The 12,613-nt window shown below is 39.9% G+C and carries 15 protein-coding genes; 5 read left to right on the forward strand and 10 right to left on the reverse strand.

The window, feature by feature from the left end; translation table 11 throughout:
* Nucleotides 1-124: 124 nt before the first annotated feature.
* On the reverse strand, nt 125-382 hold the full coding sequence (locus tag ACXVWP_RS05345; protein ID WP_354669543.1) for a PfkB family carbohydrate kinase: 258 nt from the start codon (nt 380-382) through the stop codon (nt 125-127).
* A gap of 151 nt (nt 383-533) precedes the next feature.
* Here ACXVWP_RS05345 and deoR point away from each other — a divergent pair, with 151 nt between their 5' ends.
* Nucleotides 534-1,268 (forward strand): DNA-binding transcriptional repressor DeoR, encoded by a 735-nt coding sequence (gene deoR, locus ACXVWP_RS05350; RefSeq protein WP_128786739.1) that lies wholly within the window; start codon nt 534-536, stop codon nt 1,266-1,268.
* Between the two features lie 39 nt (nt 1,269-1,307).
* Complete coding sequence (gene deoC, locus ACXVWP_RS05355; protein WP_128786738.1) at nt 1,308-1,982, forward strand: deoxyribose-phosphate aldolase; 675 nt, start codon at nt 1,308-1,310, stop codon at nt 1,980-1,982.
* A gap of 65 nt (nt 1,983-2,047) precedes the next feature.
* On the opposite strand, the gene proS is transcribed toward deoC, so the two are convergent.
* The 6 genes from proS to truD form a co-directional block, all read right to left on the reverse strand.
* A complete protein-coding gene (gene proS / locus ACXVWP_RS05360; protein ID WP_289902140.1) occupies nt 2,048-3,763 on the reverse strand; it encodes a proline--tRNA ligase in 1,716 nt (571 codons plus the stop codon).
* 95 nt (nt 3,764-3,858) lie between these two features.
* Nucleotides 3,859-5,088, reverse strand: a complete 1,230-nt coding sequence (nlpD, locus tag ACXVWP_RS05365; RefSeq protein WP_297569488.1) for a murein hydrolase activator NlpD — start codon at nt 5,086-5,088, stop codon at nt 3,859-3,861.
* 23 nt (nt 5,089-5,111) lie between these two features.
* Entirely contained in the window at nt 5,112-5,300 is a 189-nt protein-coding gene (locus tag ACXVWP_RS05370) for a hypothetical protein (protein WP_049357322.1), read from the reverse strand.
* 16 nt (nt 5,301-5,316) lie between these two features.
* The gene (locus ACXVWP_RS05375; protein WP_297569480.1) at nt 5,317-5,892 is read right to left on the reverse strand and encodes a YqaA family protein; all 576 of its coding nucleotides are present in this window, start codon (nt 5,890-5,892) and stop codon (nt 5,317-5,319) included.
* 53 nt (nt 5,893-5,945) lie between these two features.
* Complete coding sequence (gene surE / locus ACXVWP_RS05380) at nt 5,946-6,686, reverse strand: 5'/3'-nucleotidase SurE (RefSeq protein WP_297569476.1); 741 nt, start codon at nt 6,684-6,686, stop codon at nt 5,946-5,948.
* Nucleotides 6,686-7,708, reverse strand: a complete 1,023-nt coding sequence (truD, locus tag ACXVWP_RS05385; RefSeq protein WP_289902144.1) for a tRNA pseudouridine(13) synthase TruD — start codon at nt 7,706-7,708, stop codon at nt 6,686-6,688. The genes surE and truD overlap by 1 nt, the downstream gene beginning before the upstream one ends.
* A 207-nt stretch (nt 7,709-7,915) precedes the next feature.
* On the opposite strand from truD, the gene rraB reads away from it, so the two are divergent.
* The 3 genes from rraB to slyD all read left to right on the forward strand — a co-directional run bounded on the left by rraB (nt 7,916) and on the right by slyD (nt 9,809).
* Complete coding sequence (gene rraB / locus ACXVWP_RS05390; protein ID WP_049363970.1) at nt 7,916-8,344, forward strand: ribonuclease E inhibitor RraB; 429 nt, start codon at nt 7,916-7,918, stop codon at nt 8,342-8,344.
* A gap of 62 nt (nt 8,345-8,406) precedes the next feature.
* Complete coding sequence (locus tag ACXVWP_RS05395; protein ID WP_297569473.1) at nt 8,407-9,120, forward strand: SIMPL domain-containing protein; 714 nt, start codon at nt 8,407-8,409, stop codon at nt 9,118-9,120.
* A gap of 44 nt (nt 9,121-9,164) precedes the next feature.
* The gene (slyD, locus tag ACXVWP_RS05400) at nt 9,165-9,809 is read left to right on the forward strand and encodes a peptidylprolyl isomerase (RefSeq protein WP_289902146.1); all 645 of its coding nucleotides are present in this window, start codon (nt 9,165-9,167) and stop codon (nt 9,807-9,809) included.
* A 50-nt stretch (nt 9,810-9,859) separates the two neighbouring features.
* On the opposite strand, the gene ACXVWP_RS05405 is transcribed toward slyD, so the two are convergent.
* The 3 genes from ACXVWP_RS05405 to hslR form a co-directional block, all read right to left on the reverse strand.
* Complete coding sequence (locus ACXVWP_RS05405) at nt 9,860-10,417, reverse strand: TIGR00645 family protein (RefSeq protein WP_369866754.1); 558 nt, start codon at nt 10,415-10,417, stop codon at nt 9,860-9,862.
* A gap of 69 nt (nt 10,418-10,486) precedes the next feature.
* Nucleotides 10,487-12,097 (reverse strand): DNA recombination protein RmuC, encoded by a 1,611-nt coding sequence (gene rmuC / locus ACXVWP_RS05410; protein WP_297569471.1) that lies wholly within the window; start codon nt 12,095-12,097, stop codon nt 10,487-10,489.
* A gap of 116 nt (nt 12,098-12,213) precedes the next feature.
* Complete coding sequence (gene hslR / locus ACXVWP_RS05415; protein WP_128787968.1) at nt 12,214-12,609, reverse strand: ribosome-associated heat shock protein Hsp15; 396 nt, start codon at nt 12,607-12,609, stop codon at nt 12,214-12,216.
* Nucleotides 12,610-12,613: the final 4 nt, after the last annotated feature.

The following is a 12,613-nucleotide window of genomic DNA, read 5'->3' on the forward strand; positions in this document are numbered from 1 at the left end:
CTGAATTTAAAATGCTTCAATTAAATAATCTTATTTATTTTAAACATTAAATTAAAAAAATAAAGCAACCCATTGCTGAGTTACTTATGTATGAAAGTAACATGAAGAAATCGGGATGCCGTGATTACTGCAAATTCTGTGCTCGAATGTTGGAATATCGTTGAAAGTTTTTTAGTGTGTTATCAGCGAACAAATCATCTCCAACTTTTGTTAACATCATCACATTCGATCCTAACTTAGCAGCAGCTACTGCTTGATTAGCACCCTTACCTCCACATCCTATCTTGAAGCTAGGAGCTTCAAGTGTCTCACCCAACTTAGGCATCCGATCTATATATGTAATCAGATCAACCATATTTGAACCAATAACTGCAATATCCATACGACCTCCATTTCAATTGTTAATAAAGTAACATTTTGTTTAAGAAATAGTATAATCACCAATAAATGTTAAAAAAGTGACAAATATCACAGTTCTAGAAAAAATTTTTATGATATTATTAGAAACAATAAAACTATAACCATATATCACCATGGACAGAAAAAACAATTCAAGAATAAAAAGCTTAGAATTTATACTAAGAACAATGAGCTCTATAAAATTAAGAGACGCCGCCAATATACTAAGTGTATCTGAAATGACTTTAAGAAGAGATTTAAGTATTGAAGGATGCCCTTTAATTCTACTAGGTGGTCATATAGTCAGAACCCCTCAAAATCATCATGAGGCTAACTATCTTATTTTTGAACAAGAAACTAAGAATTTAAAGGAGAAAATGACTATAGGTAAAGCAGCAGCAGAACTTGTTGAAAATGGCGATGTTATTTTTTTTGATTGTGGTTCAACAATCCCTTTTATTGCATCACAAATAAAATCAGATATAAAATTTACTGCACTTTGTTGTTCTCTAAATACATTTACAATTTTGCAAGAAAAAAGTAATTGTGAAGTAATACTAGCAGGTGGTTCATACTCTAGTCACAACTCCTTTTTCACTCCAATTAATAACTCAGAAATAGAATCGATACTTACAACTAAAGCCTTTATTTCTGCGGCAGGAGTAAGCGATGAATATGGTGTTAGCTGCTTTGATTATGATGAAGCAAAAGTAAAAAAAGTAGCAATGAAAAAAAGTAGAAAAAATATATTGGTTTTTGATCATACAAAAATAAATCAAGTAAAAAAAGCATATATTGGAGATTTAAACCAATTCGATTTACTGATATGTGATAAAGAATTACCTAAAAATTTTTATGAGAAAAAATAATTGTCCTTAATGAGACATAATTAAATCAGGAGAAAAAATATGGATAGTAAACAATTAGCACAATATATTGATCACACTGCCCTTACTGCTGAAAAAACAGAACAGGATATACTTAAGCTTTGTGATGAAGCCATTCAGTACGGTTTTTATTCAGTCTGTATTAATTCAGGTTATATTCCGTTAGCCAAAGAAAAACTCGCTGGCTCAGATGTAAAAATTTGTACAGTAGTCGGTTTTCCACTTGGCGCTAACTTATCCTCAGTCAAAGCGTTTGAAACCCAAGAAGCCATCAAAGCGGGTGCGGGTGAAATCGATATGGTGATTAATGTCGGCTTGATTAAATCAAATAAATGGGATGCTGTAAAAGAGGACATTCAAGCTGTCTTAACCGCTTGTCATGGTGTGCCGCTTAAAGTGATTTTAGAAACGTGCTTACTCACCAAAGAAGAAATCGTAAAAGCCTGTGAAATCTGTAAAGCGCTAGGTGTGGCATTCGTTAAAACCTCAACGGGTTTCAATAAAGGCGGGGCAACCGTAGAAGATGTGGCATTAATGAAGAAAACGGTAGGCAACATTGGCGTAAAAGCCTCTGGCGGTATTCGTGATACTCAAACCGCACTAGCGATGATTGAAGCAGGCGCTACACGAATTGGTGCAAGCGCAGGCATTGCAATTGTAACGGGGGTTTCTGGTAATACCTCAAGTAATTACTAACCTATAATAAAAAAGGAGATTGAAGTGTATGACCCAATCTCCTTTTTAAATCATCAAAGACTCAATTAAGCTTTAATTTGTCCTTTCAAGAAATCTAACAACTGATCTTTTGCAATCATTTGTTTTTCACCGGTACGGCGATTTTTGTATTCGATTTCGCCATTTGCGAGATTTTTCTCACCAATCACCACCATGTGTGGCACGCCGATAAGTTCCATATCGGCAAACATGACACCTGGACGCTCTTTACGGTCATCAAAGATCACCTCAACGCCTTGTGCTTGTAAAGTGCGGTACAATTCTTCGGCATATTCTTGAACGCTTTCAGATTTATGCATATTCATTGGTACAACGGCAACTGTGAATGGCGCAATTTCATCTGTTGGCCACACAATACCGCGTTCGTCAAAATGCTGTTCAATCGCTGCAGCCACCACACGTGTTACACCAATCCCGTAACATCCCATGGTGACGACCATTGGACGACCATCTTCACCTTGAACGGTCGCATTCATCGCTTCTGAGTATTTTTTACCTAATTGGAAGATATGGCCTACTTCGATACCACGTTTAATCAATAAGGTGCCTTTACCATCTGGGCTTGGATCACCTTCAACCACGTTACGAATATCCGCCACTTTTGGTAACGCTACATCACGCTCCCAGTTGATATTGAAGTAATGTTTACCATCAATGTTTGCACCCGCACTGAAATCAGACACTAATGCCACTGAACGGTCAATAATCACTGGAATATTGAGATTAACAGGACCTAATGAACCCACACCTGCACCAATTTTTGCTTTGATGGCAGCTTCATCCGCAAACTCAAATGGTGAAGCCACTTCCGGTAATTTTTCCGCTTTGATTTCGTTTAATTCATGGTCACCACGAATGACTAATGCCACTAACGGTTGATCTTCGCTTGCCCCTTTTACAATCAAGGTTTTAACCGTTTTCTCAATTGACAAATTGAATTGTTCCACCAACTCTGCAATTGTTTTTGCATTTGGTGTATCAACTAATTCCATCGCTTTCGTTGGTGCGGTGCGCTCACCAATTGCCACCGCTTCCGCTAATTCAATGTTTGCAGCGTAATCAGATTCCGTAGAGAAAATCACATCATCTTCACCGCTGTTTGCTAACACTTGGAATTCATGTGATGCACTACCACCGATAGAACCGGTATCCGCTTGTACGGCACGGAAATCTAAACCTAAGCGATTGAAAATATTACTATAAGTCTGGTACATCACATCATAAGTTTGTTGTAAGCTCGCATGATCCGCATGGAAAGAATACGCATCTTTCATGATAAATTCACGTGAACGCATGACACCGAAACGAGGACGCACTTCATCACGGAATTTGGTTTGAATTTGGTATAAATTGATCGGGAGTTGTTTGTATGATGACACTTCGCGACGAACTAAATCCGTAATCACTTCTTCGTGTGTTGGACCTAATACAAAATTACGGTTTCCGCGATCCTCAAAACGAAGTAATTCTGGACCATATTGTTCCCAACGACCTGATTCTTCCCATAATTCTGCTGGTTGCACGACTGGCATTTTGATTTCAAGTGCACCACTTTTATCCATTTCTTCACGAATGATTTTTTCTACTTTACGAAGCACACGCCAGCCAGTTGGCATCCAGTTATAAAGACCTGAAGCAAGAGGACGAATCATTCCCGCACGAAGCATTAATTGATGGCTCACAATGGCCGCTTCAGCTGGGGTTTCTTTTAATGTTGAGAATAAATATTGACTTGTACGCATTGAATTAACCTTAGATTCTAAGCATTGAGAAAAAATTGGTGAGAGTATAACAAAAAGTGCGGTCATTTTTAACCGCACTTTTTTCTGAGAAAAGATTATCTTCTCGGTAAGTATCTAACTGGATCGACAGATTTACCTTTATAACGGATCTCGAAGTGAAGTTTCACAGCATTGGTCCCTGTGCTACCCATTTTCGCAATCTCTTGGCCTGCTTTCACTTCTTGTTGATCGCTCACAAGGATCTTGTCGTTGTGTGCATAAGCACTTAAGAAATCATCGTTATGTTTGATGATGATTAAATTACCATAGCCACGTAACGCATTACCCGCATACACAACACGACCGTTCGCTGCGGCTTTAACTGCTTGACCGCGAGAACCGCTGATATCAACCCCTTTATTACCACCATCGGTATTAGAGAAACCTTGGATCACGTTACCTTGGGTTGGCCATTGCCATGCAATATTCGACGCAATAGGTGCGACAACATTCGCATTAACAGGCATATTATCTGTGGTCGCCACTTGTGTGGTAGTCGTCGTTGCCGGCATACTCGGTGTATTGGTATAAACGGGTGCTGAAGCTGCACTACCTACGCCGGATTTAATTGGACCAATCACCGTACCATCAGAACCAATTTGTGTACCGTTCGCACCTGGTGTATAAGTCACTTCTGGCTCAGTTGGGGCTGCCGGTGCAGCTGGTGCCGTCGTTTTCACGGGTACAGTCGTAGTAACCGTTTTAGTTGAACAATTTGAAATTTTTAACGTTTGGCCTACACTTAAGCTATAAGGCTCTTTCATATTGTTCATGCTTGCCAAATCTTTCACGTCCATACCCGTCAAGTAAGCGATTAAGAACATGGTATCGCTTTTGTTGACTTTATAGGTATTTCCTTTGTATGAACCTTTTTGAATTTGGCTGTAATCTGGTGCGTTGGTATTTGGATTACGCGGCACGTTAATTGCACCTGAGCTAGTACAATCAGAAACCGTTTTAGTTACTGTTTTAGTTTGTGGTTGAACCGGAGCTGGAGCAGGCGTTGGTTTAGGCTGTGCTGCAGCAGGTTGTTGTACCGGTTGATAAGTCGGTTGGAAACGTGGCTGTGGTGTTTGAGTTCCCGTTGGCACGCTATTGCCCATGGTATTTGGCATCGTATTTTGTTGGATTTCTGGCTGCCATGTACCGCTCGAATTATTATCAACCGGCTGCATTACCCCTGGAGAAAGGGTGCCATCCACATTTTCGATTGGTGCAGGACTATTTGAACTACAAGCGGTTAAAATAGCGATACTCACAGGGAGCAATAAAAACGATTTTTTCATTTATTCTTCCTTTGATATTAAATTTATTTCATTTGATTTGGCATCGAATTCTTTTCAATTTCCGGCATAAAGCTACCACCAGCAACCGCTCCCGTTCCTTCTACGGGTTGCATAATACCATCTGGCAATGCGTCAGGATCTTGTTTTTGTGGTTCTCCTGTACAAGCTGAGATCAGCAATGCACTCGAGATAATAAAGCGTAATTTATTCATAAAAAAGGTCATCCTGTTATTTTAAAATAAGATAAGCAATCACAGCCAGAGCAACGACACTCCAACCAATGACTTCAATAGATTTACGTAATTTCGCGGCAAATTTTTCTCCGCCCCATGCGGCGAGTTTTGCCACTAAAATAAAACGAGCAAAACGCGACACAAACGCGGTAATCACAAACGGGATAAACGCCATTTGCATCACGCCTGCGCAAATGGTGAAAACTTTATAAGGAATTGGGCTAAAACCAGCGACAAAGACCACTAACACGCCCCATTCTTTAAACCACGCCATAGCTTGTTCCCAAGCAGCTTGGTAGCCCCATTGTTGAATATAACCTTGAACCCAATCAAAGGCATAGTAACCAATAGCATAACCAATCATTCCACCGACAACCGAAGCAATCGTAGTATAAAGTGCAAAACGAAATGCACTTTTCGGTTTTGACATTGACATTGGAATCAACATCACATCGGGTGGAATTGGAAAGAAAATGGCCTCAATAAAACTTACAAAGGATAACCAAAACACGGCAAAGCGATGTTTTGACCATTGCATTGTTTTATCATACATCGCACCAAAAATATTCATTCATTTATCCTTTATGGGTTCAACAAGGGAAAAATACATTTCAAAATGGCACATTATTCACTTTCCAGCCAATCTTGTAAAGCAGCAATTGACTGATGAGCAGTAAGATCGGCTTGAATTGGCGTAATGGCAACATACCCATTTTTTACCGCATGGAAATCTGTCCCTTCCCCATCATATTCCGGCAAGCCTGATGGACCAATCCAATAGATATTTTCGCCACGAGGATCTTCTTGTTTAATCACTTCCGCTGCAGAGGTGCGATAGCCTAAATGACACACCTTAATACCTTTGAGTTCTTCGTAAGGTAAATCTGGCACATTGATATTGATCACTTCGCGTTTATTCAATAATTGAGGATGTAATTTAGGGATCAAATCACACACCACGCGAGCCGCTGTTTCATAATGCAGACGACCATCTAAAGAGACGGCAATGGCTGGCAATCCTAAATGACGCCCTTCTAATGCGGCCGCCAAGGTGCCTGAATACAAGGTATCATCACCCATGTTACAACCTGCATTAATACCCGATACGACAAGATCAACTTGTCCAGATAAAAAACCATTTAAGGCCAAATGCACACAATCTGCGGGGGTGCCATTCACACAATAATCACCGCAATCTAAATGACGAGGGCGAAGCGGCTCAACAAGCGTTAATGAGCTTGATACTGCGCTGCGATTACGATCGGGCGCGACGATCACCACATCGGCAATTTTTCGTAATTCTTTTGCTAAAACTTGAATCCCTTCGGCGTGAAAACCGTCATCATTGCTGACTAAAATTCGCATTATTCTTCTTCCTTAATATTCACTAACTCTCGCACCAATGCAGTGGCATAACTCCCTGCCGGCAAATAAAACGAGAGTTTTAAGCCTTCTTCAACAAACGTCCAATGGAAATCTTTTGCCTGCATTAATAAAGGGCGGCGAGTGGCTTTCATTCTTTCTTGTTTCATTAATTCTTGGAAAACTTGATGTTCCAAAACCACTTGATTTTCGACCGCACTTGCGGATAAATTTTCCTCGCCAATTAAAGGCGCGGTGAGCAAAATATCTTGCTCGTTCAAACGTTGCTGTAAAACCGCTAAATCTTCATTTTCATCGGCCTTAAACCAACTGTGCGATCCGTTTAATTGTACAATATCGTCTCTTAGAACCTGATCTGCCACATTTTGTTCAATTCGTTCTGCCACAACTAAATTAAAAATTTCACTGCGAGCTGCAGAAAGGTAAAAACTGCGTTTTTTACGATCTTTGACCTTAATCTCTCCTTTCGCCCAACGAATCGCTTGAGTCAGATTATGACCATCACGCCCAAAACGTTGTTCGGTGAAATAGTTAGGAAAACCGTATTTCGCCACAAAATTTAAACGTTCATTTAACTCATCACTTTCTTTTGCACCGCGCAATAAAATCTCAAAAGCATTTCCTTGAAGACTGCCCGTGCGAATTTTACGATTGTGGCGAGTCACTTCTAAAATCTCGACACCTTCCAATTGAAATTGGCTAAAATCAGGCGTTTCTTTCCCTGGCATTTGTAAACAAAACCATTGTTCTGTAATACCATGACGATCTTTCAAACCGGCATAACCCATATTTCGATCAGAAATACCCGCAAACTTGGCAAGTTTTTCGCCCACAAACAATGTATTGCAATCTGTTTTACGGATTTTTACCGCCACGAATTCGCCTTCGCCTGACATTTCATAGCCCAGATCTTCTTTCACAATAAAATCAGCGAACTCCTGCTTTAAAAGTGCGGTTGTTTTTGGCGGTGTTTTTAAGGTGAAATAGGGGAGATGTTTGACCATTTTTTTTCGTTCTAAAATAAGAAAGCCCAACTTTTTTCGCTGCAATAAATAGCGTGATCAGCTGGGCATATTAAGCACAATTTATTCGCGCAGAATTTTAACCTTTCCGCCCCTTCAAGGCAAACTGAAATGAGAATAAATTTTTAGCGACATTTTCATCTTTATCCCCTACAATGACCGCACTTTTTCTGACAAAAGGAATGCCTTATGACGAACTTTAACGAACTTCAAGAAGAAACCCGTGAAATCATTACGGATTTATTAAATGACGGCAGCGATCCGGATGCCCTTTATATTATCGAACATCACATCGCCCATTATGATTTTGATACCTTAGAAAAAATTGCCGTGGATGCTTTCAAAGCAGGCTATGAAGTGTCAGAAGCAGAAGAATTTGAAGATGAAAATGGCAAGGTCATTTTCTGTTTTGACATCATCAGTGAAGTGGAATTAAAACCCGAAATTATCGATGCACAACAAAAAGAAATTTTGCCATTAGTGGAAAAATACAAAGGCATTTATGATGGCTGGGGCACGTATTTTGAAGATCCAAATGCCGAGGATGATGAATACGGCGATGACGGCGAATTTTTTGACGATGAAGATGTCGAAGACGACAACGAACGTTTACATTAATAATAACAAAGGGCGTGTTAAACCGCCCTTAATTTTTATCTTAGCCAAATAGGAATGAAACAATGAAACTCAAAGCGCTTTCTTTAGCATTACTTGCCTTACCTATCACTTCTTTTGCAACAGAACCCGTATCTCATCAGCCAACGGATGTCAGCTTTAGTGTTGAAGCAGAAAAAGAAGTAGAACGTGATTTATTGCAAGTCTCCCTTTTTTACCAAGCGGAAGGCAATGATTTATCCACACTCAATAAAACCATGGCAGAAAAAATGAATAAAGCCATTGAGTTAGCAAAAGCACAAAGTGCGGTTGAAATTAAGGACAATTCTCGTAATACCTGGATTCGCTATGATAATAAAGGCAAACAACAAGGCTGGATTGCGCGTGCAGAATTAACCTTAGAAAGTAAAGATTCTCAAGTATTATCAACCTTAGTGCAGGAATTAGATGGCGTATTAGCCATTGATCGCATAAGCGCATCTGTTTCACGTGAGAAATTAAATAGCTTAGAAAAAGAATTAACCAAAGAAGCTTTAGCGAAAGTTAAAGATAAAGCCCTATTAATTCAAGAATCTTTGCAGATGAAAGGTTATCATACACAAAGCCTTGAGGTGTCTTCTGCCAATGATTCTGCGAATGATTTTCGCCCTTATGCTGCAGGGGCAATGATGGCAAAAAGTTTCTCTTACTCGGATGAAAAAGATGAAACTTACACTCAAAGTGGCAAAGAGAAAATTAAAGTCAGTGTGAATGCACGAATTGCATTGCTTAAAGAATAATTTTCTATACAATGAACGACGATTTTTTTAATAAGGAAAACAAGATGAAAGTAGCAAAAAATACGGTTGTGAGTATCGCTTACCAAGTACGTACTCAAGACGGTGTATTAGTTGATGAAGCACCTGCAAATCAACCATTAGAATATTTACAAGGCCACAATAACTTAATCATTGGCCTTGAAAATGCCTTAGAAGGTAAAGACGTTGGCGACAAATTTGAAGTGCGTGTTCAACCTGAAGAAGGCTACGGCGAATACAATGAAAACATGGTTCAACGTGTACCAAAAGAGGTATTCCAAGGCGTTGATGAAGTGGTGGTTGGTATGCGTTTCTTAGCAGATACAGACATCGGCCCAGTTCCTGTTGTGATCACTGAAGTGGATGGCGATGAAGTGGTAGTTGATGGTAACCATATGTTAGCGGGTCAAGAATTACACTTCACTGTTGAAGTTGTTGGCACTCGTGAAGCAACATTAGAAGAAATTGCTCACGGTCACGTACATGGTGCACACGATCATCACCACCATCACGATGACGAAGATGGTCACAGTTGTGGTTGCGGCGGTCACGGTCATCACCACCATGACCATGATCACGATCATGGACACGGCGGTTGCTGTGGCGGCGGTCATAAACACGATCATGATCACGGACACGGTCATGGCGGCTGTGGTTGCGGCGGTCACTAATCTTAATCTAGAGACAAAAAAGTGCGATCAAGTTTGATCGCACTTTTTTATTAATGATTTTTATGGCTTGTACTGTAGAGGATTTTGTCGGTATAAGCCATCGCAATCGCAGAAAGCAAGAAAGCTAAATGAATAATCACTTCCCACATAATCGTTTTTTCAGGAATTTTTGAGGCATTCACAAAGGCTTGCAATAAGTGAATAGACGAAATACTGATAATTGACATGGAAAGTTTAACTTTCAGCACGGTCGCATTCACATGGCTCATCCATTCAGGTTGATCTGGATGATTTTTCGTGCGTAGTTTTGAGACGAAAATCTCATAACCGCCTAATGTCACCATCACCAATAAGTTAGCAATCATTACTACATCAATGAGATTGAGTACGGCGAGCATAATGGTGTCTGCATCCATTTCATTAACATTGGTGATGAGATACCACAAGTTTTTCATAAACTTGTAGGCATAGATGCCTTGCACGACAATTAAACCTAAGTAAATAGGCACTTGTAGCCAACGACTCGCAAAAATTGTTTTGCTTAGAAAACTGGTTTGTTCGTTATATTTTGCACATGGATCCGTGATTTCTTTTTGTTCTATCGCCATAAAATTCTCCATAAATAAAAAAGCGGCAAGAAAATAGCCGCTTTTAAAGAAAAATTCAACAGGTATGCTTTATTTTACCCCGTTCTCGTTAGTGATAAGAGATAGACGTGTTAAATCTACGTCATTATTGAGTAATTCAACGTTTGGCATGCTCTTGTTAGCCTTCGCTGACAAGTCTTTAAAGCGTTCCACTTTCCCCACTAAACCTTGTTGCCCCACAAGGGCGGTGACGGTGCTGTTGTATTGATTGCTCACGGTAGAAAGGGTGTTACCCAGTTTGTTTAAACGTTCTGCCACCAAGCAAATCTGGTTGTAAATTTCACCTGCTTTTTCTGCGATTTCTTTTGCTTCGGCGTTGCCGCGTTCGATACGCCATAAATTCGCCACTGTGCGTAAAATTGGCATGAGAGTCGTGTGTGAAACCATAATCACATTTTTCTCGTAGCCATAATTAAATAGATTTGGATCTAATTTTAAGGCTTTAATATAAGCGGGTTCCACTGCAATGAACATCAAGACAAAATTAGGACTGCGCATGCCAATCAAATTGCTGTAATCCTTGCGATGCAAGTCATCAATGTGATTTTTCAGGGCTTTAATATGCTCCCTTAGTAAACGCTCACGTTCAAATTCATCCTCAGAATTGACCGCACTTTCGTAAGCATTCAATGACATTTTGCTATCAATGATGATGTTTTTCTCATCGGGCAGATTAAGCACAAAATCAGGATAGTTTCGACCGCCTTGTTCATCTTTAAAATGGGCCTGCGCACTGTAATGCACGTTTTCAATGAGTCCCGCAAGTTGAAGTGCGCGTTCAAGTTGCACTTCTCCCCAGTTGCCTAAGGTTTTCTTTTCCCCTTTTAGCGCAGAAGTTAAATTATTGGCTTCTTGCGACATATTTAAGCCAATTTCCAACACCTTTTTGATTTCTGCTTCTAAGCCCGCATTACCTTTCACCGATTCCGAATGGATTTCATTGACCCGTTTTTGAAAGCCTTCGATTTGTTCTCGGAAAGGCTTCAACAAGGTTTCCAATGCCGTTTGATTGGTTTGATTAAAGGATTGGCTTTTTTCTTCCAAAATGCGGTTGGCCAGATTTTGGAATTCTACGCCTAGTTGTTGTTTGGATTGTTCAATATGCTGTTGCTGTTCGGCAAAATGCTTTTCTTTTTCGGAAAGGGTGGTTTTCAACTCCGTTAATTCTTGTGAAAGTGCGGTCAATTTTTCCTGCGTTTTTTGCTGCTCTTGTTCTTTTCTAAGTACATTTTCTTGCGCTTGTTGTAATTGACCTTGTAAGCTTTCGGCTTGTGCGGATGCGATCCCAAAGCGTTCTTTTAATGCGGTGATTTGCCCGCCAATTTGATCGTGTCGGCGCTGTTCTTCATCCAATTCTTTTTCTAAATATTGGATTTTTTCATCACGTTCATTAAGACGAGTTTGCAAGCCTTCCGCATGCGTTTGCGCTTTCACGGCTTGTTGTTCTAATTGATTTTTGATTCCGCTTAAGGAGTCAAAACGCTCAGCTAATTGATTGTAATCGCCGATGGTTTTATTGAGGTCTTGTTGTAATTCTTGCGTATCTCGTTTGCTGCGGCTTAATAGAAAAAGCATCACAATGCTGATAAACACCAGCACGGCAATGATGATTAAATATTGATTAGAGGTGAGTTCTGACATAAATAAGCTCCTGGAAACAGAAAAATTTTAGCATATTCCCAGGAGCTTTTTAAAAATTAAAATGGTTTCAGACAGATAAAAAAAGTGCAAATCACCTTGATCTGCATTTTTATTTTCTAGTATTCATCTTGGTGTTTAAATTTCAATAAATCTCGACGTTCTTTTTTGTTTGGACGACGATCAGGATGTGGCATCGAAAGTGCATTATTTTTTCTCGCCCATGCCATTTCTTCGCGTTTTTTCACACTCTGTGCCGTTTCTTGGTAAAGCAATTGAGCTTCAGGGGCGCCTCGGCGCTGGTCACTCAAGGCAATCACTTCAATTTCTTTTTCATCACTGCCTTGACGTAACTTAATCATGGCACCGATTTCTACATTTTTACTTACTTTGGCTCGTTGACCATTGTAATGGACTTTGCCCCCTTCAATCATCGCTTTCGCAATGCTACGAGTTTTGTAAAAACGTGCTGCCCAAAGCCATTTATCTAATCGTACTTCGTTATTTTCTGCCATAACT

The organism is Haemophilus sp. SZY H56 (genome assembly GCF_054332415.1).